Origin of the sequence: Nonomuraea antri (assembly GCF_013283785.1) — a bacterium.
Classification (GTDB): domain Bacteria; phylum Actinomycetota; class Actinomycetes; order Streptosporangiales; family Streptosporangiaceae; genus Nonomuraea; species Nonomuraea antri.
In genome coordinates, this window is sequence record NZ_JABCPZ010000016.1 from 14,434 (window position 1) to 38,380 (window position 23,947).

Genomic DNA, 23,947 nt, shown 5'->3' on the forward strand with positions numbered 1-23,947 from the left:
ATGGGCAGACTCGGATTGACCCTCGCCTGCGGCGACTACGACCGCACCCGCGCGCTCGAGGACGGCAGCATCCGCCCCGACGGCATCGACCTGACCTACCTGCGGCTCCCGGTCGAGGAGACCTTCTTCCGCATGTTGCAGCACCGCGAGTTCGACGTGGCGGAGATGTCGCTGTCGACGTACGTCGCCACGCTCGACGCGGAGACGCCGCCGTTCGTGGCGCTGCCCGTCTTCACCTCGCGGATGTTCCGGCACGGCGGCATCTACCTCAACGCCGGAGCCGGCATCGAGCAGCCGTCCGACCTGCGCGGCAAGCGCGTCGGCAACCCGGAGTTCCAGCTCACCGCGGGCGTGTGGATCCGCGGCATCCTGGCCGAGCACCACGGCGTGCCGCTCGACTCGGTCACCTACGTCTCCGGCGGCCAGGAGTCGCCGGGGCGCGTGGAGAAGGGCCGGGTCGAGACGCCGTTCAGGATGGAGACGGCGCCGCCCGGCCGAACTCTGTCCGACCTGCTGGCGACCGGCGAGATCGACGCGCTCTACACCCCGCGCGTGCCCAGCCCCTTCCAGCAGGGGGATCCCCGGGTCAGGCGGCTGTTCCCCGACGTCGCCGTGGCGGAGCGCGCCTACTTCGCCGCGACGGGCATCTTCCCGATCATGCATGTGGTGGTCGTCCGCCGCGACGTCTACGAGCGGTACCGCTGGGTGGCGCAGTCGCTGTGCAAGGCGTTCACGGCCGCGCGCGACGACGCCTACGGCCGGATCTACGACTCCTCCGCGCTGCGTTTCATGACCCCGTGGCTGATCCAGGAGATCGAGCAGGCCCGTGACCTGCTCGGCGCCGACTACTGGTCCTACGGCGTGGCGGCGAACCGGCACGTGCTGGCCACGTTCCTGCGTTACCACCACGAGCAAGGTCTGTCGCGCGTGCTCCGCGAGCCGGAGGCGATCTTCGCCCCGGAGAGCCTGGAGGCGTTCGTCATCTGATGGCCGGCGAACTCGACGAGTTGCGCAGGACGGTCGCGCTCGGCTGCCGCATCGTGGCGGCGGCCGGGCTGACCACGCCACTGCTCGGGCACATCAGCCTGCGCGTCGGCCGGGACCGGGTCCTGGTCCGCTGCCGCGGCCCGCGTGAGCGCGGGCTGCTGTTCACCACCGTGGCCGACGTCCGGCTCGTCTCGCTCGACGACGAGGGTGACGTCGGCGACGGCTACCGGCTGCCCCACGAGTATCCGATCCATGCCGAGATCCTGCGCGCCCGCCCGGACCTGGTGTCCGTGCTGCACGCCCACCCGCGCTCGGCGCTGCTCGGCGGGCTCGCGCGGGTGCCGCTCCGCCCGGTCTTCGGCGCCTACGACATCCCGGCGTTCCTGCTGGCCGACGGCGGCGTGCCCGTCTACCCGCACGCCGGTCTGGTGCGCACCGCCGCCGCGGGCGCGCGGCTGGCCCGCGTGCTCGGCGGATCCGCGGTCGTCCTGCTGCGCGGCCACGGGGTCGTGACGGCCGGGCAGGACGTGCCGCAGGCGCTGAGCCGGCTGCTCGCGCTCGACGAGCTGCTGCGGATCAGCGTCGAGCTGGCCCGGCTGGGCGCCGCGCCGGCCGAGGTCTCGGAGCAGGATCGCGCGCATCTGCCCGATCTGGGCGCGGCGTTCAACGAGCAGGCGCTGTGGCGCCACCACGTGGCGCTGCTGGAGCTGCGGGGGCTCGCCGACGCCGGCTGATTCGCGACCGCGCTCAGGCGACCGCCGTCGGCGGGTTCACCAGGTTCTTCAGCGAGATCGACTCGTCACCGACGCGGTCGGGCGGCAGCGTGCCTCCGTCGCCGAGCACCTTGCGCACCAGCATGTAGTCGCGGGGCGCGTTGACGGAGTCGGAGGCGATCAGCCGGCCGGTCTTGTAGTAGAACACCGAGAACCGCTCGGTGGCCGGGTCGCCGCGCACGACGCAGTCGTCGTAGCCCGCGGACAGGCCGGCGATCTGCAGTTTCAGGTCGGCCTGATCCGACCAGAACCACGGCACGGCCCGCGTCTCCTGGGTGAGCCCGAGCAGCGAGGCGGCGGCGACCTGCGCCTGCGCCACGGCGTTCTGCACCGACTCGATCCGCACCCGGCCCTGCCGGGTCAGCGGATGGGGCAGGACGGTGCAGTCGCCTGCGGCCACGATCGCCGGGTTGCTGGTGCGCGCGGCGGCGTCGACGACGATGCCGTGCTCGACCCGCAGCCCCAGTTGCCCGGCCAGCTCGGTGCGCGGTTCCAGGCCGATGCCCACGACCACCACGTCCGCGGGCAGCAGGGTGCCGTCGCTCAGCCGCACGCCGCGTACGCGCTCGTCGCCCGTGAACGCGGTCACCGTCGTGCCGGTGCGCACCTCGGTGCCCCGGCGGCGGTGGGCGTCGGCGTAGAAGCCGGAGACGGCGGGCGCGACCGCGCGCGCCATCAGCCGGTCGGCGGCCTCGACCACGACGACGTCCTTGCCGGCGGCCCGCGCGGCGGCGGCGGCCTCCAGGCCGACGAATCCGCCGCCGACGACCACGACGCGCCCGGCGCCCGCCAGGTCGCGGCGCAGCGCGAGCGCGTCGTCGACGTCGCGCAGGTAGTGGATGCCGCTCAGGCCGTGTCCTGGCACGCGCATGCGCCTGGGGGTGCCGCCGACGGTCAGGGCGAGCCTGGTGAAGGCGAGCCGCCGGCCGCCGCGCGTCACGGCCTCACCCGCGCCCGTGACGGGGTCGGTGAGACGGATGGTCTCGATCCATTCGCCGCAGATCAGCTCGATCCCGTTGCTCGCGTAGAAGTCCGCGCCGCGCAGCGCGAGCCGGTCCTCGGCGAGATCGCCCTGGAGGAACCGTTTGGACAGCGGCGGTCGCTGGTAGGGCGGGCGCGCCTCGCCGCCGATCAGGGTGATCGGCTCGGTCGCGCCCAGCTCCCGAAGGCTCGTCGCCACCTGCAGCCCGGCCTGGCTGGCACCCACGATCAGCGTGCCCACGCGGTCGCTGGAGTTCACCGCACCTCCCTTGAAAGGTCTAACATTTATACCTTAGTCGGGCGCGAGCCTCCGTTCAACCTTGACGGTCGTTGCGGGCTTCGGTAGGAAGGTAATACCATTAAGCCTAATTGTGTAGGGCCGATGCTAGGAGGACCCATGGGCAAGAGCGGACGAGTGTTCGTACGCGGCCTGATCTCGCAGACCTACGGCCTCGGGGAGTTCCGCCGCCGCCAGCTGGCGGTCGAGCGCGTCCGCGACGACAGCGTCGTCGTGGACGACGCGAAGGTCGCGCACTCCGGTGACAGCGCGAAGAGCAAGACCTGGTGGCGCATCGGCCCCGGTGACGAGGACTTCCTCACCCAGACGATCCAGGTGCACTTCGTGGAGTTGCCGCCGGAGTCGTCGAACCACGGCCACGGCCATCAGAACGAGGCCGCCTTCTACATCCTGGAGGGCCGCGGCTACGAGATCCACGACGACCAGCGCTACGACTGGGCCAAGGACGACCTGGTCTTCGTGCACACCGACTCCGTGCACCGGCACTTCAACCCCTACCAGGAGCGCGCCGTCGCGCTGGTGGTGAAGGCCAAGTGCACGTGGATGTTCATGGGGCTGATCCAGCAGGGCCGGTCCGGGCCGGTCGAGGAGGAGGAGCGTTTCGGCCCGCGCGAGGACTGGTCGCGCATCTGGACGCCGGGCGTGCTCGACCGCAAGAAGGTGATCTCTCCCGCCGACACGACCTGGGAGCGGACCCCGCTCGGGCGGGTGCGCGTCATGTCCTCGGCCGAGCGCACCGACGGCCGCATCTTCAGCGTGGACGCCTTCGAGCTCGACATCCCCGCCGGCGGCCACAGCGGCAAGTACTGGAAGATGGCCGACGAGGTCTACTACGTGCTCGACGGCGACGGCTACGCGCTGCAGTGGGAGGTCGAGGCCGAGATCGCGGAGAAGTACTACGCGCGGATCGCCCTGGAGCCCAAGCGCTACGAGATCAGGCGGGGCGACACGCTCTACGTCCCGCAGAACCACGTCTGCCAGATCTTCGCCGCGGACGGCACCCCGCTGCGGCTGTTCAACGCGCAGAACCGCGTCTTCAAGCACCTCGGTTACGACACCGTCCACTACTTCGAGCCGGCCTCGGCGGAGTGACCCTGCGGCTGAAGGACGCCCCGTTCCGGCACCCGGAGCGGGGCGTCTCCCCGTTGGTCCTGCTGCGGCACGGCGAGAGCGAGTGGAACGCCGGGAACCTGTTCACCGGCTGGGTCGACGTCGACCTGACGCCGTCCGGCGCGGAGCAGGCGCGGCGGGCCGGGCGGCTGCTGCGCCGGGCCGGGCTGCCGCCGACCGTGGCGCACACCTCCCTGCTCACCCGCGCGGTGCGCACCGGGGATCTCGCGCTGGCCGCGGCAGGCCGGGCCTGGGCGCAGGTCCGCAGGAACTGGCGGCTCAACGAGCGGCACTACGGCGCGCTGCAGGGCAAGGACAAGAGGGAGATCCTCCGCGAGTACGGCGAGGAGCGCTTCCGGCTCTGGCGCCGCTCCTACGACGTGCCGCCGCCGCCCGACCCGGACGACGCCTGGCACGTGCGTGACGACCCGCGCTACGCCGATCTGCCCCGCGACCTGCTGCCCCGGGCCGAGTCGCTGGCCGACGTCGCCGCCCGCCTGCTGCCCCACTGGTACGACGGCATCGTGCCCGACCTGCGCGCCGGGCACACGGTACTGGTCGTGGCGCACAGCAACTCGCTGCGGGCGCTCGTCGCGCACCTCGACCGCCTCGACCGCGAGGAGGTCATGGGCCTGAACATCCCGACCGGCATCCCGCTGCGCTACGACCTCGACGAGGATCTGCGTCCGCTCCAGCGCGGCGGCCGCTACCTCGACCCGGCGGCGGCCGCGGCGGGCGCCCTGGCGGTGGCCGGCCAGGGGCGCTGAGCTACCGCTCGGCCTCGGCCATCCCGGTGTAGGAGCGCACCACGCCGCCGCGCAGCCACGCCCATCCGGCGACGAGCACCGGACCCAGCCCTCCGACGGTGAGCGCCGCCACGGGGCCGATCACGCCGGCCACCGCCCCGACGACGACGTCCCCGATCGCCGGGCCGCCCCGCGAGGACATCTGGTAGAAGGCCGTGACCCGGCCCCGGATCTCGTCCGGGGTGTCGATCTGGACGGCGGCGTGCCTGATCGTGGTGGCCATGGCGTCGAAGGCGCCGAGCAGCAGGGCGGCGAGCACGGCCAGGGGGAAGACCGGCGAGTGCGCCAGCAGCATGGCCGAGACGCCGTAGCAGAGCGTGGCCGCGAGCAGGACCCGGCCCTGCCGCCGGCTGCTCCGCACCGTGCGGACGATCGCGTAGGTCGCGATCAGCGCCCCGGCCGACGGGGCGCCGGACAGCACGCCGTACCCGGTCGCGCCGACCTGCAGCACGTCCAGCGCGAGCGCCGGCAGCAGCACCCGGTAGGCGCTGAACACCGTCGCCGACAGGTCGAGCAGCATGAGGTGGTAGATGAGCGGCCGGCGGGCGATGTATCCGGCGCCGTCGGCGATCGAGCCCAGGATCGAGCGGCGCTCGGCGGCCGGCGCCGGCGCGGGGAGCCGCAGCAGGGCGAGCACCCCGACCAGCACCGCGTAGGTCACCGCGTCGACGACGTACATCAGCCCGGGCCCGGCCACGCTGATGAGCACGCCCGCCAGCAGCGGGCCGGCCAGCACGGCCAGCTCGCGCGACGGGTTGAGCAGCGCGATCGCCTCCCCGATCCGGTGCTTCGGCACCAGCGCGGGGATCAGCGCCTGCCTGGCCGGCTGGTCGAACGTCGCCGCGGCCGTGGTGAGCACCACGGAGACCACGACGTGCCAGGCCTCGGCCCGGCCGGTTAGCGTCAGCCAGGAGAGCGCGGCGGCTACGAGCAGCGCGACGGCCTGCGCGGCCTGCAGCAGCCGGCGCCGGTCCAGGCGGTCGGCCAGCGCCCCGCCCAGCGGGCTGAGGACGAGCAGCGCGACCGCCTGCGCGGCGCCGACCAGCCCGGTGTGCACCACCGAGCCGGTCAGCTGGTAGACCTGGTAGAAATTGGCCGCCACGGTGCCGCGGGTGCCGATCTGGGACAACACGACTCCGCACCAGTACAGCGCGAAGTCGCGGTTGCGCAGAATCACGGTCAATCGACGGGGACCAGCACGAGCTTGGCCGGATCCATCCGCAGATAGACCTCGGTCCCTGGTTCGATCGAGGTCGAGGGGTTCCCGCGGGTGCGCAGCTCGTGCTTGCCGACCGCCACCACGTGGTCGAGGCTGTCTCCCAGGTAGGCGCGGGTGAGCACGGTGCCCTTCCACTCGTTGGGCACCTCGCCCGCCCTGGAGGTGGTGCTGACCTCCACCACCTCAGGACGCGCCGACACGATCACGTCGGTGCCCAGCGGCAGGGCCATGGCGGAGTCGAGCGCGAGCTGGCCGTCGAGGGTGTTGACGGTGTAGCGGTCGCCGTCCCTGGCCACCACGTTGCCGGACAGGAAGTTCGACGTGCCGATGAACTCCGCGACGAACCGGCAGTTGGGGTTCTCGTAGATGTCGCGGGGCCGGCCGAGCTGCACGACGCTGCCGTTGCGCATCACCGCGATCGCGTTGCTCAGCGCCAGCGCCTCGACCTGGTCGTGCGTCACGTACACCGAGGTGATGCCGAGTTCGCGCTGCACCCGCTTCAGCTCGTAGCGCAGCGACTCGCGCAGTTTCGCGTCCAGGTTGGACAGCGGCTCGTCGAGCAGCAGGAGCGGGGGTTCGATGACGAGGGCGCGGGCCAGGGCGAGCCGCTGCTGCTGGCCGCCGGACAGCTTGGTGGCCTGCCGGTCTGCCAGGTGGGCCAGCTCCATCGTCTCCAGCACGCGCAGCACCCGCTCGGAGATCTCCTTGCGGCCCAGCCGGTCGCCGCGCTTCTTCACCTGCAGGGGGAAGGCGACGTTGTCGAAGACCGTCATGTGCGGCCAGATGGCGTAGGACTGGAAGACCATGCCCAGTCCCCGCTCGTTGGCGGGGACGTTGACCGATCTCCTGCCCTCGTCGGCGGAGAAGAGCACGCGGTCGCCGACCTCGATGGTGCCCGAGTCGGGGCGTTCCAGCCCGGCGATCGCGCGCAGCGTCGTCGTCTTGCCGCAGCCCGAGGGCCCGAGCAAGGTGAACAACTGGCCGTTCTCCACGGTGAAGCTGACGTCGTTGACCGCGAACACCCGGGCCTCCTGTGCCGAGGCGGCGCGCGAGTCACGCCGGCGGCGGCGCTCCCCGTCGAAGGTCTTGACGAGGTTGTTGATGCTGAGCATCTGTCCTCCTGATGAAAGCCCGGTGGGTCAGTCCTGCCGGAGCCCGACTTTGGCGCCGAGCTTGTAGGCGATGACGACGAGCACGGCGAGGGTGAGCACCATGACGACACCGAGTGCCGCCAGGACGGTGAACTGGCCGTTCTCGTACTGCTCGAAGATGAGAATGGAGAGGACCTCGTTGCCCGGGCTGTAGAGCAGGATCGAGCTCGACAGTTCGCGGAAGGAGACGACGAGGATGTAGATCCACCCGTCCAGCAGGCCGGGCGAGAGGAGGGGCAGCAGCACCCGGCGGAACGTCTGCCACCAGCTCGCCCCGCTGACCTGGGCCGACTCCTCCAGCTCGGCCGAGATCTGGTGCATCGAGGTGACCGCGTAGCGCATGCCGTACGGCATGTAGCGGGTGCAGTAGGCGATCAGCAGGATGAAGATCGTGCCGTAGATCGGGATGGGGCTGCGCAGGTACACGAAGGAGAGCGCGAGCCCGAGCACCAGGCCGGGGATCACCAGCGGGACGAACGAGAAGTGGTCCACGAGCTGCCGCCCGGGGATGCGTGAGCGCACGACGATCCACGCGCCGACCGCCATCAGGATCATGACGAGCGTCGCCGACCCCAGACCGAGCGCCAGGGAGTTCGTCAGCGCCGTCATCGCGTCGGACATCTCGAAGAGCTGGCGGTAGTTGTCCAGCGACATCGAGGCGAAGGCGTCGCCCGACGGCGCCTGGTAGAACTTCAGCAGCGAGGTGTAGAGCAGCACGAGCAGCGGCCCGACGACGGTGAAGAAGAAGTACAGCACGATGAGTGCGCCCATGACCGGCCGCCACTTGCCGAGCTCCATCGGCCGCGGCCGGAACCCCTTGCCCGTCACGGTCTGGTAGGTCTTGCCCGACCTGCCGACGAAATTGGAGATCGTCACGCCGATCAGCGCGAGCACCAGCAGGCCCACCGCCAGCGCGCCGGCCGAGGCGAGGTCGGGCGGGTAGGAACGCAGCACGAAGTAGATGCGGCTGGTGAAGACGTAGATCCCGTTCTGCAGGCCGAGCAGGGCGGGCACCTCGAAGCTCTCCAGGCTGCGCACCACCATGATGAGCACCGCGGCGACGATCGCCGGGCGCGTCAGCGGCACGGTGATCCGGCGGAACACCTGCCACCTGCTGGCCCCCGACATCAGGGCCGACTCCTCCAGCGAGGGGTCCATCGACCGGAACGCGGCGACCATGAGCAGGAACACGATGGGAGAAAGGTGCAGACCTTCCACCCAGACCATCCCCCACACGGTGAAGATGTCGAGGAAGGCCGGGCCGAAGACCGGTTCGAGCAGCTTGTTGAGCAGGCCGATGTCCGGGCTCGCCAGGAAGATCCACGAGATGGTGTACAGGATGCCCGGGATGATCAAGGGGATGATCGAGGCCGCGAAGAAGAGTCCCTTGAACGGGACGTCCGTCCGCACGTTGAGGTAGGCGAGTGCGGTGCCGACGACCAACGACAGCACGGCCGATCCCACCGCGAACCACAACGAGTTCCCGATCATGTCGCCGACGCGCGGATCACCGTAGGCGCGGGCGAAACCGCCGAGCGTGAAACCGTCGGCGTCGAAGAAGGTGCCCCAGATCAAGTAGTAGAGGGGCACGAGCGCGAGATAGCCGATCAGACCGGCGACCACGGCGATGATGACGATCTTGGGGGTTGCCAACCGGCGCAGCCGGCCGAGCACGGCTGCCTTGCGGGCAGGGACGGCGGGAGACGCCGTGGTCATGCCCTCACCTCTTTCCGAACCAGGTTGCGATGATCAAGCGCGCGGCGGCACCGGGGGCGCCGCCGCGCGATCGGGTGACTCACTTGCCGTCGACCTGCTCACCGTTGGAGATGACCTGGTCATAGCGCTTGCTCCACTCGTCACCGTTCTTCGTCAGCTCAGCGACGTCGATCGGGACGATCTCCACCCCCTTGAGCGGGTCGTCGCCCTCCACGATGGCCGGGGTGAGGCCCTGCTTCACCAGCAGCTCCTGGCCCTCCTGCAGCATCCAGTCGGCGAACAACATCGCCGCGGCGGGATGCTTGGCCGTCTTCATCAGGCCGAAGCCGTTGGGCCTGGCGATGACCGGCTGCACGAGGGGCAGGTAGTCGACCGGCGCGCCCTTGGCCTTGGCCTGCTCGACGATGTAGGTGTAGTTGGAGGCGGCGACCGAGAACTGGCCGGCCGACAGCAACTGGCCCTGCACCGTGTGGCCCTTGACGATCTTCGCGCCGCCGGCCATGCCGGTGAAGAGCTTGTCGATCTCCTCCTTGGTCTTGCCCTGCTTCTCCCAGTACCGGTAGAGGGTCAGGTACCAGTCGGAGTCGCTGAGCTCCATGGCCAGCTTGCCGTCCCACTTGGGGTCGGCGAGCTCCTCCCAGGTCTTCGGCGCCTGCTCCGAGGTCACCATCTTGGTGTTCCAGCTCGGCGCGAACAGGTTCATGCGCGTGGCCGTCCAGCCCTGCTGCCGCCCGGCCTCCTGGACCATGCGCCGCCGTTCACCGTCGTAGGTGGCCAGAACGCCTTCGGTGTTCAGGTCGAACAGCTCGGTCGCGTTGGTCTCCACCACGTCGTTGCCCTGGTAGCCGGCCTTCTGCTCCTGCACGATCCGCTGCAGCACCGTCTCGGACCCGGCGCGGTACAGGTTCACCTTGACGTCGAACTGGCCTTCGAACGCCTTCAGCACGGCGTCGGCCACCTCGCTCGTCATGGACGTGTAGAGGTCGAGCGTGCCCTCCTTCTCGGCCAGCGGGACGAGCTTGTCGCGCCGCTGCTGCCCGGTCATCGCGTTGACCTCGGTGTAGAGCTGCTCCGCCGCGGTGGGCCCGCCGCCGGTCGCGGCCTTGGGCACGCCGGCCGTGGGCGGGCCGCCGCAGCCCGCGAGCAGGAGCACGAGCGCGGACCCTGAGGCCAGAGCGTGCTTGACGGGCCTACCTCCGCGGTGGCCCGGCACAGGTGCGGTGTTCACTGGACCTCCCGGCCTGACTGGACGATCTCCTCGTAGAGGGCGTCCCACTTCTTGGGGTTGTCGAGCATCTCCTGCTCGGGCACGGTGATCGTGGTGAGCCCGGCCAGGGGATCGTCCGCGGTGGGGATCGATCCGACCCGGAAGGACTCGCCGAGGATCTTCTGACCTTCGGTCAGCTCGTAGTCGATGAAGAGCATCGCCGCCGCGGGGTGTGTCGCCGTCTTCATCAGCGCCACGCCGTTGGGCCGGATCACGATGGGCTGCACCGGGGTTCCCGAGGCCGGGTGCCAGCTCACCGGGGCGCCCTGGTCGGCGGCCTTGTCGATGGTGTGGCTGTAGGAGGAGGCCGTCACCGCGAACTGACCGGCCGAGAGCAGCTCACCCTGCGCCGTGTGCCCCTTGGCGATCTTCGCGTTGGCGACGACCCGGTTGAACAGGTCGCGGACCTCGGCGTCCGTCTTGCCCTGGGCCAGGTAGTGCTTGTACATGGCGGCGAACCAGTCGACGTCGCCGACCTCCAGGGAGACGAGTCCCTTCCACTTCGGGTCGGCGAGCTCCTCGAACGACTTCGGCTCCGCGCCGGGCTTCACCTTGGCGGTGTTCCAGCCGACCACGAACACGTTGAACCGGGTCGCGGTCCAGCCGTCCGCCTGGCCCTCCTTGCGCACCGCGGCCCGCAGCGCGCCCTCGTAGGGGTAGAGCATGTTCTGCTTGGCCATGACGTTGAGCTCGCCGGCGTTCGTCTCGACGAGATCGTTGCCGTGGTAGTTCGCCTGCTGCTCCTGCGCCACCCGCTGGAGCACCGACTCCGAGTTCCCGCGGTAGACCTCCACGTCGATCGGGTAGGCCTTCTCGAACCCGTCGATGACCTTGTCCAGGTCGGTGTTCGAGGTGTAGATCGACAGCGCGCCTTCCTGTTTCGCGAGGTCGAGCAGGACCTTGGTCCGTTCGTCACCGGTGAGCCCGTTGACGCGGTCGTAGACCTCCTGAGCTTTCGTGCCGGACGCGCCGGCCTTGTCGGCCGGTGCGGGCCCGCCTGCTGACGGCGAAGCGCCGCAGGCCGTCAGGAGGAGGACGGCGGCGGCCGCCGCCGCCGATCCGAAGATTTTCTGGTGTTGCATGGATGCTCTCCCGCGAGCTCGGCGGGGCGGTGTGCGCACCGACCCGGCGATGATGCGTTTGTGGTCCCCCCGCGAGAAGTAGTGCTCAGATCACGCCCGTCTCTCCGGCGAGAGCTCCAGCCCGATAGTCATCGCACATCTTGCCTCCTTTGAGCGAATTACCCGAGTACACACCGTGGTCGGACTAAAGGTCTAACCTTTCGGCCAAGTTTTATCGGACCGTTACCTCGGGGCCGATTCAGGCCACGTACGGGCACGTCGCCCACCTGACCGGCCACGCGATCGTCCAGCGAGGCACGTCACGGCGATGGCCGCGAGCCTCTTCCTCTCGACTCGAAAGGTAATACCATTAGCCGAATCTAGAGAAGGGGCTTTCATGGGTTCGGCAGACGACACGTTCACCGCCCGCATCCGCACCGCGCCCCGGCGGGTCTTCCGCTCGCTCGCCGTGCCCAACTACCGGCGCTTCTTCGCCGGCCACGCGGTGAGCGTGATCGGGACCTGGATGCAGCGGGTGGCGCAGGACTGGCTCGTGCTGGAGCTGACGGACTCCCCCGTCGCGCTCGGCATCTCGACCGCCCTGCAGTTCCTGCCCACGCTCCTGCTCGGCCTGTGGGGCGGCGTCCTCGTCGACCGGCTCGACCGCCGCCGTACGATCATGGCGACGCAGGCGGTCAGCGCCGTGCTCGCGGCCGTGCTCGCGGTGCTCGTCCTGGGCGACCTGGTGCGGCTGTGGATGGTCTACGCGCTCGCACTCGGGCTCGGCCTGGTCACCGTGCTCGACGTCCCCGCACGGCACGCCTTCATCACCGAGCTGGTCAGCCCGGACAACTACGTGAACGCCCAGGCGCTGAACTCGACCGTGCACAACGCCGGCCGCCTGGTCGGCCCGGCGATCGCCGGGGTCCTCATCGCGACCGTCGACATCGGGGTGGCGTTCGCGATCAACGCGCTGTCGTTCGTGGCGGTGCTGCTCGGGCTCTGGCGGGTCGACCCCCGCGAGCTGCACCGGGTCCCCGCCCTGCCGCGGGCCAAGGGCCAGGCCAGGCAGGGCCTGCGCTACGCGTGGGCGCACCCCGAGCTACGCGCGTGCCTGTTCCTCGTCGCCGTGGTCGCGCTGCTCGGCCAGCACTTCCGCGTCGTGTTCCCGCTGCTGGCGCGCGACACCTTCGGCGGCGGCGCCGAGGTCTACGGCTGGCTCACCTCCGCGCTCGGGGTGGGCGCGGTGCTCGGGGCCCTGGCCAGCGCCGCGCGCGTGAGCGCCGGCGCGTGGTCCCTGCTGCTGTGGACGTTCGCCTTCGCCGGCGTGAACCTCGCCGCCGCGGCCGCCCCCACGCTCGGCCTGGCGCTGGCGGCGGTCGTCGCACTCGGCGTGGCGAACATCTGCTTCAACACGCTCGCCCGCACGCTGCTGCAGATCAAGGCCGACCCGACGATGCAGGGACGGCTGATCGCCCTGCACAGCCTGATATTCCTGGGCAGCACCCCGTTGGGCGCGCCGATCGCGGGGTGGGTGTGCGAGCAGTGGGGGGCGCGCACCGGGCTCCTGCTGGCCGGGATCCCGGCCGGGCTCGCGGCGCTCGCGCTGCTGCCGTGGCTGCGGAAGATCCGCACCCCGCGAGAGGAGTGACGGAGGCGCGGCCCTGCCCAGAAGGGGTCCGGTCAGGTGTCGCGCCGGACGCGGCGGGCCGTCCGCTCGAGGTGGCGGGTCATCACCGCGCGGGCCGCCGCCTCGTCGCGGGCCTGGATGGCGCGGGTGAGCGCCAGGTGCTCCTCGGTCCCCTGACGCCCCATCGGCGCGTCGGCGTGCGACTCCTCCAGCGACATCAGCAGCGGGCCGTGGAAGCTCTGGACCAGCATCTCGATGGCGGGGTTGTGCGTGCACGCGGCCACCCGGGTGTGGAACGCGGCCGACATCTCGATGGCGTATTCGCCCCGCTCGACGGCCCGGCCGCTCTCCTCGGCCATGGCCAGCAGGTCGGCGATGTCGGCCTCGGTCGCCCGCTCGACGACCAGGGGAAGGATGCCCAGTTCCACGACCGTGCGCGCCTCGGTGACGTTCGCGGCCGTCAACGGCGCCAGCGAGATGAGGTCGGCCAGCCCGGCGCCGAGGCGCTCGGCCGAAGGCGCGGTCAGGAAGGCGCCGCCGTGCGAGCCGACCTTGATCGTGACGAGCCCGCCGGCCTCCAGCACGCGCAGCGCCTCGCGCACGGTCACCCGGCTGACGCCGAAGCGCTGGCCCAGCTCGCGCTCGCTGGGCAGGCGATCGCCGGCGCTCAGCCGGCCGTCGCGGATGAGCAGCTTGATCTGGTCGACGATGACCTGCGAGACGCGGTCGACGTTGACGCGGCTGAAGAGCTCCGCCGGGCCGTCGCCGTCCTCGGCCCTCTTCGTCCCCATGTGCGCTCCTCACGTCCGCGGTGGCCGTTTGCCAGGTCTGATGGTATGTCCTTTGGCGGGGTCGCCGCGCAGGCGCGGGAGGGCCGAGCTGCGCGTTCGATCGGGTGTGGTTGACGTCACGTCGCGATTGGTCTTACCGTTGGACCACATGAATGCGGAGGTTGCAATGGCAAAGAATGCGCTCGTTTCGGACGGCATGGCGAAGAACTTCGCTCGCGAGAAGGACACCCCGTACGCCTCATGGGTCCGCAACGAGGGTCTGGACATCATCTCCGCCCACTACATCCCCGATCTCAACACCGTCGAGCTGAAACCATGGGAACGCCGCGGCGGCCGGGGCGTCTTCATCAACCACGAAGCCTCCCGCACGTCCAACGACTGTTACGTGTGCGAGATCCCCGCCGGCGGCAAGCTGGCCCCGCAACGCCAGCTCTTCGAAGAAATGATCATGGTGCTCTCGGGCCACGGCTCGACCAGCGTGTGGAACGACGCCGGCCGGAAGGTCACCTTCGAATGGGGGCCGGGCTCGCTCTTCGCGATCCCGCTCAACACCTGGCACCAGCACTTCAACGGCTCCGGAAGCACCGCCGCCCGCTTCGTCTCCTCGACGAACCTGCCGCCTGTGCTGAACATGTACGACGAGCCGGAGTTCGTCTTCGGCACCGCGCACGACTTCGCCGGCCGCTTCAACGGCGAACCCGACTACTTCGCCGACAAGGACGAGGTCGAGGGCCTGCTGCTCAAGACGAACTTCGTCGCCGACGCGGTGAACCTGCCGCTCATCCACGCCAAGGAACGCGGTGCGGGCGGCGGCCACATCCGCTTCATGATGGCCAAGGGCTCCATGAACAGCCACATCTCGCAGTTCCCCGTCGCCACGTACAAGAAGGGGCACCGCCACGGGCCCGGCGCGCACGTCATCATCATGAGCGGTGAGGGCTTCAGCCTGATGTGGCCGGAAGGCGAGGAGCCCAAGCGCTACGACTGGCAGCCCGGCACGCTCATCGTCCCGCCCAACATGTGGTTCCACCAGCACTTCAACACCGGCGACAGCCCGGCCAGGTACCTGGCGTTCAAGCACGAGGTGGTCTCGATCCGCAACGCCCAGGGCGTGCCGAAGGCCTGGATCAGCCGGCGGATCGGCGGCGACCAGATCGACTACGCCGACGAGGCGCCCATCGTCCGCGACACCTTCGCCAAGGCGCTCGCCCACAAGGGGCTGACCCCGCAGATGGACGCCGCCTACGCGGCCGAACTCGAGGACCTGCCGCCGCTGCCGGGCGAGAGCACCGCCACGGCATGAGCACAGGCCACGGGCATGGGCACGGTCATGGGCATCACGACGACCACGACGACCACGACGACGTGCCCGATCTCCCCGCGGAGGAGAACCCGATCTGGCAGCAGGACAACGTCACGCTGCACAGCGTCGGCGTCGACATCGGCTCCTCCGGCACCCAGCTCGCCTTCTCCCGGCTCCATCTGCGGCGCCTGAGCGAGGACCTCACCAGCCGGTACGTCGTGGTCCGGCGCGAGTCGCTGTACGAGTCGCCGGTCCACCTGACGCCGTTCGGCCCGGACCTGCGGATCGACGCGGCCCGCCTCGGCGTGCTCCTCGACGAGGCGTACGCCGAGGCGCGGGTCACCCCCGAGTCGATCGACACCGGCGCGGTCATCCTCACCGGTGAGGCGCTGCGCCGCCGCAACTCCGAGGCCATCGCCGAGGTGGTCAGCGAACGCGCCGGCGACCTGGTCTGCGCGACGGCCGGCCATCACATGGAGGCCATGCTCGCCGCCTACGGCTCGGGGTCCGTCCGGGCCTCCAGCCGGGACCACGGCCGCCTGCTCAATGTCGACATCGGCGGCGGCACCACCAAACTGACCCTGGTGGACGACGGCCGGATCACCGCGACGGCGGCCTTCCACGTCGGCGGCCGGCTCATCGCGGCCACCGACGGCGTCGTCACCAGGATCGAGCCCGGCGGCCGCCGGCACGCCCTGCGGGCCGGGCACGACCTGGCACTCGGCGCACCGGTGACCGCCGACCAGCTCGACGACGTGGCCGCGCTCATGGCCGCCGACCTGCTGAACGTACTCAACGGGCGGCACACCGAGGCGACCGCGGACCTGTGGCTCACGCAGCCGCTCGCCGTCCCCGGGCGGCTCGACGGCATCGTCTTCTCCGGCGGCGTGGCCGAGTACGTCTACGACGCCCGCACCGCCGACTTCGGCGACCTCGGCCGCCGGCTCGGCGACGAACTACGACACGCCGCAGAACACGGGCTCCTGCCCGCGCCCGTACTGCCCGCCGCCGAACGCATCCGCGCGACGGTGTTGGGCGCCTCGCAGTACACCGTCCAGCTCAGCGGCATCACCAGCCACATCGACGCGGCCGAGCGCACCCTGCCCCGGCGCAACCTGCCGGTGGCGCGGCCCGCGTACGCACTCGGCGACACCGTCGACTCCGCGGCCGTGGCCGACGCGCTCGGCGAGCACCTCGCCCGATTCGCCCAGGGCGACCTCGCCGTCGCACTCACGTGGAGCGGCGACCCGGAGTACCACCGGCTGCGCGCCTTCGGCGAGGGCATCGTCAAGGGGCTGGCGGCACGGATCGACGCCGGTGAGCGGCTCTACCTCGTGGTGGAGTGCGACATCGCCCGCACGCTCGGCCGCATCCTGCGCGACGAGCTGGGGGTCGCCAACGACCTCCTGATCCTGGACGGGCTGTTGTTGCGCGACTTCGACTACGTCGACCTCGGCCGCGTGCGACAGCCCTCGGGCACGGTGCCGGTGACGATCAAGTCGCTGCTCTTCGACGACATGAACGCCACCGGCTGAACACCCCCTGTCGACCCGCCGGACGGCGCGGCTTCCGTCGACGGAGGCCGCCCGCCGACGTCTGGTGGATTTGCTCTGGCGTCGGCGGGTGGCAGGGCGGATCCACCCTCAGGCGAGCCGAGGGAGCCTGCAGGCGGTCGCCCGCAGTGGGCACGAAGAACCACCGATAGTCGAGCCACGCCACCCCATTGACGCCGGGCAGCGAACGGCGCGGATGAGCAGCCACCCCAGTGGGGATGACGTCCAGCAGTCACGGCGCGGCGAGGTGCAGGCTCGCCGGGATGGCTTCGAACGCGCCCTCCAGCCGCCGGACGAGGGCCCGCCGCCCGCCGCGCCCGCCCTCGCGAACCCAGTCGCGGCCCGACACGCTCCAGGCGGTGACGGCCAGCTCGGCCAGCACGTGCAGGCGCAGGTCATCGGCGTCCAGGCCGAGCTTGCCCGCCAGGCAGCCGATCACGTCCTTCTTGACCCCGGATCGGTGGTGCTCCACGTAGGCGAGCAGCGCGGGAGCGGTGAGCACCAGCCGGCGGGTGGCGACGTAGCGTTCGTCCCAGCCCGGCTCCAGCGCGGAGGCGGTCTCCAGCAACGCATCGCGCAGCTCACCCAGGACGAGGCCGGTCAGCTCCCGCCGCTCCAACGTGGCCAGGTACGCCGACCACAGGTGGATCTCGGCCTCGATCGCCACCGCCTCCTTGGCCGGGAAGGTGCGGAAGAACGTGCTCTTCGACACCTCCACCTCGGCGACCAGTTCCTCCAGCGTGGTCGCGTCGAAGCCCTTGTCGCTGAACAGTCGCAGGGCGGCGTCGGCCAGTGCGCGGCGGGTGCGCAGCTTCTTGCGTTCGCGCAGCGGGAGTGGACGGTCGTCGGTCATGCGCGCCATCCTAGCCGAATCGACCCCGAGACTCAGATGACCCTGAGCACTAGTTGGCACTTGCTCTTATTTGAGACTGAGTGTCATTATTGGCGGCGTCCGGGAAACCACTCCAGTCAAGGAGCGACCATGACCGCGCCGATCACCCTCAACCCTCAGATCCTCGGCCAGGCCGAGAACGCACACCGAGCCCTGCTGGAGCGCACCCTGACCGGCACCGGCCTCACCTACCGCCACTGGGTCACCCTCAAGATCGCCGCTGTCAGCGGCCCGGCCATCCAGCACGAGCAACTCGCCGCCCGCGCCGCCGGCGCCCTGAAGATCGATGTCCAGGCGGTGGGCGAGTCCATCACCCACCTGGCCTCCTCCGGGCTGCTGGACGTCCGCTCCGGCGCCGTCGGCCTCACCGCCCGAGGCCACGACCTGCACCAGCGCCTCAGCGCCGCCATCGGCCAGACCATCTCCCGGCTCTACAGCGCGGTGTCCGCCGAAGACTTGCAGGTCGCCGGACGCGTACTGGCCACCATCACCGCCCACGCCAACACTGAACTCACCTAAATCCGCCGCCTTTACGCATGGGCGCGCACTGATGGGTATGTCGCACTCTTGAGCCAGGCAGAAGGGACGCCACCACCCCTTGGTCCACCGGCTTCAGAACACGGACCAACGGCTACAAAAAATGCAGGTGGCAAGTGTCAGGTCAGGTATGGCGGGCGACAGAAAGAATTCACGCCATTCCGTGGCGTGCAGGCCGCCGGTCGCCACGTTCCGCGCGGGCCGTTCGACACCCCGAGGTTCGGAATCCCCCGGCGTCCCCAGCTCACCGAACCTCGCGAAACGCTCGCACCGCGGCGAACCCGCCCGCTCGCCCCCAGGCACCCCCTGCGGGAGAGGAAGGACCACAGTGAAGCGCAAGTTGATCGGTGGCATGACCGCCGCGGCCGCCGCGGTACTGATGAGTGCGGGCGCTACGGCGTCGGCGCAGGAGCAGCCGACCGACCCCACCCGGCTGAAGGTGATGACCTGGAATCTCGACTACCAGCGGGAGAACTTCGACGGCTGGGTCGACACCATCGACAAGCTCAAGCCGGCCGTCGCCGGGCTGCAGGAGGCCTGTGTCACCGATCTCTCCGGTCTCAACGGCGTCCTCTGGCAGCTCAGGCAGAGGGGCCTGCACTACTACAAGGCGCACGGTACGTGGACCTACAAGTACCAGTGCGCCCAACTCTCCCATAAGGGCCAATACGGCAGTGCGATCATCTCGCTCTACCCGATGACCCGGGTCAAACACGTCCCGTACAAGGCCGACGACGGCGAGGGCCGCGGCTTCACGGTCGCCACGATCGATGTGGCCAGGATCGGCAAGATCCGCGTGTACGTCACCCACCTCGGTTCGGGCGGGAACGCGCAGAGCGAGCGCGTGCGCGCGAAGGAAGTCGCCCAGTTGATGAGGTTCCACAAAGCCGACGCCAGGAAGCACAAGGTGCAGGGCACCGTGATCCTCGGCGACTTCAACACCGGCCCGGCCGGCAAGGCGCTCAAGCCGATCTGGCGCGCCGGGTTCCGCGACGTCGACCCGAACTGCTACAAGCGCTCCCCCGGCTGCAAGACGACCCATACCAACGAGGACAACGGCAAGAAGAGCAAACTGGACTACATCTTCCACAAGGACCTGCGAATCGCCGACCGGCACCTGTCCAGGACAGGCCACTCCGACCACGACATCTGGCAGATGACCATAGCCGGGTAGCCCCCTCACATCGGGCGCGAGAAACGGTCCGCTCGGCGGCGCCACCCTCGGTGTTCCAGACGCCCATCATGAGTACCCGGACATCCGTTCTTCGCCCGCTTCCCGGGTACTTCTCCGTCATGTCTGATCCCCTCATCACCGCCATGACCACCGAGCATTTCGTGCTGCAGAGCGCTGCCGGCACGGCCACCAGCGAGGAGTCCGCCCGCGCGAGCCTGTACGTGATGGCCCTGTCCAGCACGCTGGTGGCGATGGGTTTCACGGTCCAGACCCCGGCGTTCGCGCCGCTGGCCGCGATCACCCTCCCCGTGCTGGTGCTGCTCGGCCTGTTCACGATCGCGCGCCTGGTGGACACCGGCCTGCAAACCATTCATCTCCGTACGGCCATCGCCCGGATTCGCGCCTACTACCGCCGGCTCAGCCCCGACGCCCCCGAGCACATCCCCGCGTGGGGCACCGACGCCGCGACCGAGGCGATGAGCACGCTCACGGTCACGGGACGGCGCGACTGGCAGGTCGGCCTGGTCACGATCGCGACGATGATCGCCACCATCAACAGCGTGGTGACGGGCGCCGGGATCACGCTGCTCGTGCTCGTCCTGGCCGATTCCCTGGCCGTCGCCCTCGTCGCGGGCATCGTCCTGGGCCTCGCCCACCTGGCGGGCTTCCTCCTCTACCAGCGCCGCCGTTACCGCAACAGGCCCACCCCTTCGTGAAGGCACCCATCACAGCCGAAACTGACGAAGCCCTGACGCGTTTCTCAGCCCAACCTCCGACAGTCCGATGTTCAGCCCCAGCGGGTCGGCGTTGAGCCGGAGGGACGGGCCGGGGTGATCGCCGCATCGAGGTGCGGGTCCGTCTCCCTGGAGCCGGCGGGTGTCGTCGTCTCACCGGGCGCGAGCCCATTGCGGTGCGCCGCCTTCCCGCGGCGGACCAGCTCGCTTCGACTCGCCGCCTCGGCGCGTCGAGCAAGCTCGGTGCGATGAGCAAGCTCGGTGCGGTGGGCGGCCGTGACGGCCAGGGCCGCCAGCAGCGCGGTCAGGACGGCCGTCGCCGCGAGCGCGCTCCAGGTGGCCGCGTCGGGGTGGATCAGCGACTGACCGCGCAGCGCCTGCCAGGCGGTGATGGCGAACAGCGCGCCGTAGCCCACGATGACGACCCCGGTGAGTTGGGCGCGTGTGCGTTCGTGGCGTAAGTGACCGATCCGAGGCGCGAGGGCGGCGAGAACCAGCACCGTGAGCACGAACACCTGGATGGAGTGCAGGCCGATGAAGTGCGGAACGCGCAGGTCGCCGCCGGTGCTGCTCCAGTTCGTGATCGGCATGCCGCCGCCGTCCGGCGCCCCGACCCCGTGTCCGCCCACCAGCGGGACCGGGCTGCCGTAGGCGTCCTGGACGGTGCGGGGTCCGGCCGAGGAGGTCCACCCGGTGATGAAGGACGCCAACGCCATGCCGAGGACGGCCAGCCCGAGCCCGGCACGCAGGGCCCAGGTGAGCGCCGCATCACCGATGCGCTGGAACAGCAGCATGATGGCGACGATCAGGCTCGCTCCGAACAATCCGAACACACCGGTGGCGAAGATCTGCTGTCCGATCTGGTTGAACGTGTCGGTGCCGGCGTTGAAGTGACTGAAAGTGCCGCGGGCGGCCTGCACCGCGACGAACCCGACGTCGAGCAGCCCGGCGACGGCGAAGAGCGTTCCGACGGTCCACATCGTGCGCCGCGCTCGGTGCAATTTGGGTATCAGCCAGGCGAGCGTCGCGCCGTACATGACGAACGACACCCCGAACTTCAACGGCTTGGCCCAGATCGACTGCCGCAGGAGCTCGCGGCCGTCGACGAAGAGACCGACACTCGCGACGATGACCAGCGCGGACATGGCCGCCACCATGATCATAAGCGGCCGATGCCACGACCGCACCTCGGTATACGAGGTGGACAACCGGCTCCCCCACTGGTTCATGCGTCCTCCGCCGACCATGCCGAGTCCCCCGCGCAATGCCCTCGCCGGCATGCCGGCTTCGCGTGCCACAAGTATGCGTACGGCGTATCAGATGTCATGCGTACATCGTACGAGCATGCTTTGCCGAAATCACGCTGTTCACGCTCACCAAAGGTATAAAGTGCACTAGTATGTCGATTGAATGAACTAGTACATTGGAAGCCGCGCGCGACCACCGTCAAAGGATGGGAAGGCACTCATGACCTCGGCCACGCAACGTCCGGATCCGCCCTACCGGCGTATCCTCGCGGAGTTCCGTACCCGGATTCTGGCCGGTGACCTGCGGCCAGGCGATCGCGTGCCATCCATCAGGCAGATCGCCCAGCGATGGGGTGTCGCGGTCGCGACCGCGACCAAGGTCGTGGCGGCCCTGCGTGACGAGGGGCTGGTCGAGGCGAAGGTCGGCGCCGGTACGGTGGTCGCCGCACGCGCGAGCCGGCAGGAGCGGTCGCCCGATCCGACCGATCCGACCGATCCGGCCGGGCCGCCGACGGCGCGGCCGGCCGGCGCCCCCAAGGGCTCGCTGAACCGCGAGCACGTCCTGCGTGCCGCCATCGCGATCGCCGACGCCGAAGGGCTCGGCGCGGTGTCCATGCGGCGGCTCGCCGCCGAGCTCGGCGCGGGCCCGATGTCGCTGTATCGGCACGTGACGAGCAAGGACGAACTGGTGACGCAGATGGCCGACGAGGTCTTCGGCGAGGTGGAACTGCCCGTCCCCGGGCCGGAGGGGTGGCGGGCCAAGCTCGAGCTGATCGCCCGCCGGCAGTGGGAGCTGTCCCGGCGGCACCTCTGGCTCCCCAGGGCCGTCTCGTTCACCCGCCCCTTGCTGGCGCCCAACATGATGGCCCACACCGAGTGGACCCTGCGCGCACTCGACGAGCTCGGCCTGCCCATGGAAACCCGGATCCGGGAGGCGCTCACGCTGCCCGCGCTGGTCCACACGGTGGCGCTGTCCATGGCGGAGGAGGCCGAAACCGAGCAGGAGACCGGCGTGACGCTCGACGGGTGGCGGCTGCTCCAGCGCAAGCGGGCCGACGAACTCCTCAGCACCGGACGATTCCCGCTCCTGGCCATGCTCCCCGAGGAGACGGTGTCGGACCTGGACGGGATGTTCGACTACATCCTGGCACGCCATCTCGACGGGTTCGCCGTCATGCTGAGCAGGGATTCTGCCGCTGAGGGGCGGTCGGCACGCTAATTCGCTTGGAGCTGTTCGGAGTTCGGATCATGTGGTTGAGGCGAGGAGTCTTGACCACTTGTCCAGGACGGTGGTGAACCGCGGGCAGTCAGCGGCTTGACCGAGCGTGAGCACGCGCGAGCCGGCCTCGGCGATCAACGCCTTGGCCCAGCCGTTGAACCGGGAGTAGACCGTGGACCAAGGCCCGTACCGTTCCGGCACGTCCCGCCGGCCCGACCCGGACAGAGATTCCAATCCTCCAGAGTTCAGCCGGACAACCTTCGGTTCGTATGGACCTTTCTTGGCGACTGGAGATCAGTCGATGGCGATTCTGAAGGTCGAGGTCGTGCCGTCCTGGTCGGTGAGGGTGACCGGCCCGAAGGTGATGATCGGGACGGAGACGCTTCCGGTTCCTCGATAGAAGCCCGTGCCCTGGGTGATTCTCAATGAAAGCGCGGCAAGCGTCGCGGCCTTCGCCTCGTCGGCGTGGATCTTCGGCTCGGTGAGCGAAGAGTGGCCCTGGGCCGTCGCCCAGTCGCGGATGGCGCGGGAGTCCCGGCTCATCTCAGGCAGGATGCTCTCGTTGGCCCAAGCCCAGAGCCATGAGGCTGCCGAGGGATTGTGAGAGGCGATGATCTGCGCCGGAGCCGTGGCTGTCTTGTCAGGGAAAGTCCAGGTGATGAGGCCAGTGCGCTGATCGAGCCCCCAGCGGAGCGCCGATCCCAGCCCCCATGACATGTGTGCCTGGGCCAGTTGTTCGATCATGTCCTCGCCCTGCAGGAGCAGGACACCCAGATCAGCCTGATCGAGTGCGGCCACAGCCACGTCCGCCTTGTCGTTTCGCTTGAACAATGCCACGCCGCGAAGTCTCGCATACCGGACAATGTCCTGGTCACGAGGGTTAGGTCAGCTTGAAGGCCAGCCGGTTTTGGGGATTGCGACCAGGGCATCGGTACCTGTCTTCCTTTTCACGACCGAAGCATGGTGGTGGCGGCCGGATCGCTGACCACGGACGCCTCGACAGGGACGTGACGGGGACCGACTCTCACGAGTTCCCGCCAGGCGGCCTTCCGGGAATCACCAGAAGCGACGACTGACCGCGGGCTGGCACGAGCAGAGGCTAGAGTCGAGGTCATGGCCCTCGTCGTCTCCCTGAGGCGTGCTCGCCGATCTTCTCCCGCCACCCCCGCTCAGTCTCCTGACCCGTCGGGCACGGACGGCTCCCCGACGTCGCCCGTGATGGCCGCCCGCACCTCCTGCGCTGCGGCGATCAAGGGCAGGCAGGCACGTAGCAGCCGGGTCAACGCGGCCACCAGCGTGGCCAGGCTGTCGGGGATTCGGGCGGCGGCGGCTATCACGACGATGCCGGCGGCCAAGGCGGTCAGCAGGGTGCTGGTCATGAGCGGTCTCCCGGAGTCGGTGTCCGGGCCGGGCGGCTCGGGCCACCCCAGGACGTCATGTCCGCCCAGGCGCCGGCAAGGGCTCCCACCCTCGCTCCCCCACGTGAGCAGGGACGATG

The 23,947-nt window shown here is 69.8% G+C and carries 23 protein-coding genes; 11 read left to right on the forward strand and 12 right to left on the reverse strand.

What is annotated here, in order from left to right:
• Positions 1 to 987: a substrate-binding domain-containing protein gene (locus HII36_RS08085; protein ID WP_173522448.1), complete on the forward strand. Its 987-nt coding sequence runs from the start codon at positions 1 to 3 to the stop codon at positions 985 to 987.
• Positions 987 to 1,721 (forward strand): class II aldolase/adducin family protein, encoded by a 735-nt coding sequence (locus HII36_RS08090; RefSeq protein ID WP_173522449.1) that lies wholly within the window; start codon positions 987 to 989, stop codon positions 1,719 to 1,721. The genes HII36_RS08085 and HII36_RS08090 overlap by 1 nt, the downstream gene beginning before the upstream one ends.
• 13 nt (positions 1,722 to 1,734) lie before the next feature.
• Here HII36_RS08090 and HII36_RS08095 read toward each other — a convergent pair whose 3' ends face one another.
• Positions 1,735 to 3,000: an NAD(P)/FAD-dependent oxidoreductase gene (locus HII36_RS08095; protein WP_217369297.1), complete on the reverse strand. Its 1,266-nt coding sequence runs from the start codon at positions 2,998 to 3,000 to the stop codon at positions 1,735 to 1,737.
• 138 nt (positions 3,001 to 3,138) lie between these two features.
• Here HII36_RS08095 and HII36_RS08100 point away from each other — a divergent pair, with 138 nt between their 5' ends.
• Entirely contained in the window at positions 3,139 to 4,131 is a 993-nt protein-coding gene (locus HII36_RS08100) for a cupin domain-containing protein (RefSeq protein WP_173522450.1), read from the forward strand.
• Between the two features lie 2 nt (positions 4,132 to 4,133).
• Complete coding sequence (locus HII36_RS08105) at positions 4,134 to 4,916, forward strand: phosphoglyceromutase (RefSeq protein WP_236003297.1); 783 nt, start codon at positions 4,134 to 4,136, stop codon at positions 4,914 to 4,916.
• Between the two features lies 1 nt (position 4,917).
• Here HII36_RS08105 and HII36_RS08110 read toward each other — a convergent pair whose 3' ends face one another.
• From HII36_RS08110 to HII36_RS08130, 5 genes are all read right to left on the reverse strand, one after another.
• Positions 4,918 to 6,132, reverse strand: a complete 1,215-nt coding sequence (locus HII36_RS08110; protein WP_217369298.1) for an MFS transporter — start codon at positions 6,130 to 6,132, stop codon at positions 4,918 to 4,920.
• Between the two features lie 2 nt (positions 6,133 to 6,134).
• Positions 6,135 to 7,286 carry an ABC transporter ATP-binding protein gene (locus HII36_RS08115; protein ID WP_173522452.1) on the reverse strand — a complete coding sequence of 384 codons (1,152 nt, stop codon included), beginning with the start codon at positions 7,284 to 7,286 and terminating at the stop codon, positions 6,135 to 6,137.
• Between the two features lie 27 nt (positions 7,287 to 7,313).
• A complete protein-coding gene (locus HII36_RS08120) occupies positions 7,314 to 9,041 on the reverse strand; it encodes an ABC transporter permease (RefSeq protein WP_173522453.1) in 1,728 nt (575 codons plus the stop codon).
• A gap of 79 nt (positions 9,042 to 9,120) precedes the next feature.
• Entirely contained in the window at positions 9,121 to 10,194 is a 1,074-nt protein-coding gene (locus tag HII36_RS08125; RefSeq protein WP_173522454.1) for an ABC transporter substrate-binding protein, read from the reverse strand.
• A gap of 71 nt (positions 10,195 to 10,265) precedes the next feature.
• Complete coding sequence (locus HII36_RS08130; RefSeq protein ID WP_173522455.1) at positions 10,266 to 11,390, reverse strand: ABC transporter substrate-binding protein; 1,125 nt, start codon at positions 11,388 to 11,390, stop codon at positions 10,266 to 10,268.
• Between the two features lie 376 nt (positions 11,391 to 11,766).
• On the opposite strand from HII36_RS08130, the gene HII36_RS08135 reads away from it, so the two are divergent.
• Positions 11,767 to 13,020 (forward strand): MFS transporter, encoded by a 1,254-nt coding sequence (locus HII36_RS08135; RefSeq protein ID WP_173522456.1) that lies wholly within the window; start codon positions 11,767 to 11,769, stop codon positions 13,018 to 13,020.
• Between the two features lie 32 nt (positions 13,021 to 13,052).
• On the opposite strand, the gene HII36_RS08140 is transcribed toward HII36_RS08135, so the two are convergent.
• Positions 13,053 to 13,790, reverse strand: a complete 738-nt coding sequence (locus HII36_RS08140; RefSeq protein WP_173522457.1) for a FadR/GntR family transcriptional regulator — start codon at positions 13,788 to 13,790, stop codon at positions 13,053 to 13,055.
• A 166-nt stretch (positions 13,791 to 13,956) separates the two neighbouring features.
• On the opposite strand from HII36_RS08140, the gene HII36_RS08145 reads away from it, so the two are divergent.
• On the forward strand, positions 13,957 to 15,093 hold the full coding sequence (locus tag HII36_RS08145; protein WP_173522458.1) for a cupin domain-containing protein: 1,137 nt from the start codon (positions 13,957 to 13,959) through the stop codon (positions 15,091 to 15,093).
• Complete coding sequence (locus tag HII36_RS08150) at positions 15,090 to 16,628, forward strand: ethanolamine ammonia-lyase reactivating factor EutA (protein WP_173522459.1); 1,539 nt, start codon at positions 15,090 to 15,092, stop codon at positions 16,626 to 16,628. Before HII36_RS08145 ends, HII36_RS08150 begins: the two co-directional genes overlap by 4 nt.
• Positions 16,629 to 16,878: 250 nt before the next feature.
• On the opposite strand, the gene HII36_RS08155 is transcribed toward HII36_RS08150, so the two are convergent.
• Positions 16,879 to 17,499, reverse strand: a complete 621-nt coding sequence (locus HII36_RS08155; protein WP_173522460.1) for a TetR/AcrR family transcriptional regulator — start codon at positions 17,497 to 17,499, stop codon at positions 16,879 to 16,881.
• A gap of 129 nt (positions 17,500 to 17,628) precedes the next feature.
• Here HII36_RS08155 and HII36_RS08160 point away from each other — a divergent pair, with 129 nt between their 5' ends.
• The 3 genes from HII36_RS08160 to HII36_RS08170 all read left to right on the forward strand — a co-directional run bounded on the left by HII36_RS08160 (position 17,629) and on the right by HII36_RS08170 (position 19,965).
• A complete protein-coding gene (locus HII36_RS08160; protein ID WP_173522461.1) occupies positions 17,629 to 18,057 on the forward strand; it encodes a MarR family winged helix-turn-helix transcriptional regulator in 429 nt (142 codons plus the stop codon).
• 346 nt (positions 18,058 to 18,403) lie between these two features.
• On the forward strand, positions 18,404 to 19,249 hold the full coding sequence (locus HII36_RS08165; RefSeq protein ID WP_173522462.1) for an endonuclease/exonuclease/phosphatase family protein: 846 nt from the start codon (positions 18,404 to 18,406) through the stop codon (positions 19,247 to 19,249).
• 119 nt (positions 19,250 to 19,368) lie between these two features.
• Entirely contained in the window at positions 19,369 to 19,965 is a 597-nt protein-coding gene (locus tag HII36_RS08170) for a hypothetical protein (protein WP_173522463.1), read from the forward strand.
• Positions 19,966 to 20,036: 71 nt separating this feature from the next.
• Here HII36_RS08170 and HII36_RS08175 read toward each other — a convergent pair whose 3' ends face one another.
• The gene (locus HII36_RS08175; protein ID WP_173522464.1) at positions 20,037 to 21,128 is read right to left on the reverse strand and encodes a hypothetical protein; all 1,092 of its coding nucleotides are present in this window, start codon (positions 21,126 to 21,128) and stop codon (positions 20,037 to 20,039) included.
• A 322-nt stretch (positions 21,129 to 21,450) separates the two neighbouring features.
• On the opposite strand from HII36_RS08175, the gene HII36_RS08180 reads away from it, so the two are divergent.
• The gene (locus HII36_RS08180; protein ID WP_173522465.1) at positions 21,451 to 22,449 is read left to right on the forward strand and encodes a TetR/AcrR family transcriptional regulator C-terminal domain-containing protein; all 999 of its coding nucleotides are present in this window, start codon (positions 21,451 to 21,453) and stop codon (positions 22,447 to 22,449) included.
• Positions 22,450 to 22,476: 27 nt separating this feature from the next.
• Here HII36_RS08180 and HII36_RS57785 read toward each other — a convergent pair whose 3' ends face one another.
• The 3 genes from HII36_RS57785 to HII36_RS08195 form a co-directional block, all read right to left on the reverse strand.
• Entirely contained in the window at positions 22,477 to 22,683 is a 207-nt protein-coding gene (locus HII36_RS57785; protein WP_173522466.1) for a transposase, read from the reverse strand.
• A gap of 60 nt (positions 22,684 to 22,743) precedes the next feature.
• Positions 22,744 to 23,286 carry a DUF6882 domain-containing protein gene (locus HII36_RS08190; RefSeq protein ID WP_217369299.1) on the reverse strand — a complete coding sequence of 181 codons (543 nt, stop codon included), beginning with the start codon at positions 23,284 to 23,286 and terminating at the stop codon, positions 22,744 to 22,746.
• Positions 23,287 to 23,618: 332 nt separating this feature from the next.
• A complete protein-coding gene (locus HII36_RS08195) occupies positions 23,619 to 23,828 on the reverse strand; it encodes a hypothetical protein (protein WP_173522467.1) in 210 nt (69 codons plus the stop codon).
• Positions 23,829 to 23,947 lie beyond the last annotated feature (119 nt).

What these genes read in the sequence shown, in the direction of transcription:
- HII36_RS08085 (WP_173522448.1), top strand. Translation starts at nt 1, where the DNA reads ATGGGCAGACTCGGATTGACCCTCGCCTGCGGCGACTACGACCGCACC.
- HII36_RS08090 (WP_173522449.1), top strand. Translation starts at nt 987, where the DNA reads ATGGCCGGCGAACTCGACGAGTTGCGCAGGACGGTCGCGCTCGGCTGC.
- HII36_RS08100 (WP_173522450.1), top strand. Translation starts at nt 3,139, where the DNA reads ATGGGCAAGAGCGGACGAGTGTTCGTACGCGGCCTGATCTCGCAGACC.
- HII36_RS08115 (WP_173522452.1), bottom strand. Translation starts at nt 7,286, where the DNA reads ATGCTCAGCATCAACAACCTCGTCAAGACCTTCGACGGGGAGCGCCGC.
- HII36_RS08120 (WP_173522453.1), bottom strand. Translation starts at nt 9,041, where the DNA reads ATGACCACGGCGTCTCCCGCCGTCCCTGCCCGCAAGGCAGCCGTGCTC.
- HII36_RS08130 (WP_173522455.1), bottom strand. Translation starts at nt 11,390, where the DNA reads ATGCAACACCAGAAAATCTTCGGATCGGCGGCGGCGGCCGCCGCCGTC.
- HII36_RS08135 (WP_173522456.1), top strand. Translation starts at nt 11,767, where the DNA reads ATGGGTTCGGCAGACGACACGTTCACCGCCCGCATCCGCACCGCGCCC.
- HII36_RS08140 (WP_173522457.1), bottom strand. Translation starts at nt 13,790, where the DNA reads ATGGGGACGAAGAGGGCCGAGGACGGCGACGGCCCGGCGGAGCTCTTC.
- HII36_RS08145 (WP_173522458.1), top strand. Translation starts at nt 13,957, where the DNA reads ATGGCAAAGAATGCGCTCGTTTCGGACGGCATGGCGAAGAACTTCGCT.
- HII36_RS08150 (WP_173522459.1), top strand. Translation starts at nt 15,090, where the DNA reads ATGAGCACAGGCCACGGGCATGGGCACGGTCATGGGCATCACGACGAC.
- HII36_RS08155 (WP_173522460.1), bottom strand. Translation starts at nt 17,499, where the DNA reads ATGACCGACGACCGTCCACTCCCGCTGCGCGAACGCAAGAAGCTGCGC.
- HII36_RS08160 (WP_173522461.1), top strand. Translation starts at nt 17,629, where the DNA reads ATGACCGCGCCGATCACCCTCAACCCTCAGATCCTCGGCCAGGCCGAG.
- HII36_RS08170 (WP_173522463.1), top strand. Translation starts at nt 19,369, where the DNA reads ATGTCTGATCCCCTCATCACCGCCATGACCACCGAGCATTTCGTGCTG.
- HII36_RS08175 (WP_173522464.1), bottom strand. Translation starts at nt 21,128, where the DNA reads ATGTCCGCGCTGGTCATCGTCGCGAGTGTCGGTCTCTTCGTCGACGGC.
- HII36_RS08180 (WP_173522465.1), top strand. Translation starts at nt 21,451, where the DNA reads ATGACCTCGGCCACGCAACGTCCGGATCCGCCCTACCGGCGTATCCTC.
- HII36_RS08195 (WP_173522467.1), bottom strand. Translation starts at nt 23,828, where the DNA reads ATGACCAGCACCCTGCTGACCGCCTTGGCCGCCGGCATCGTCGTGATA.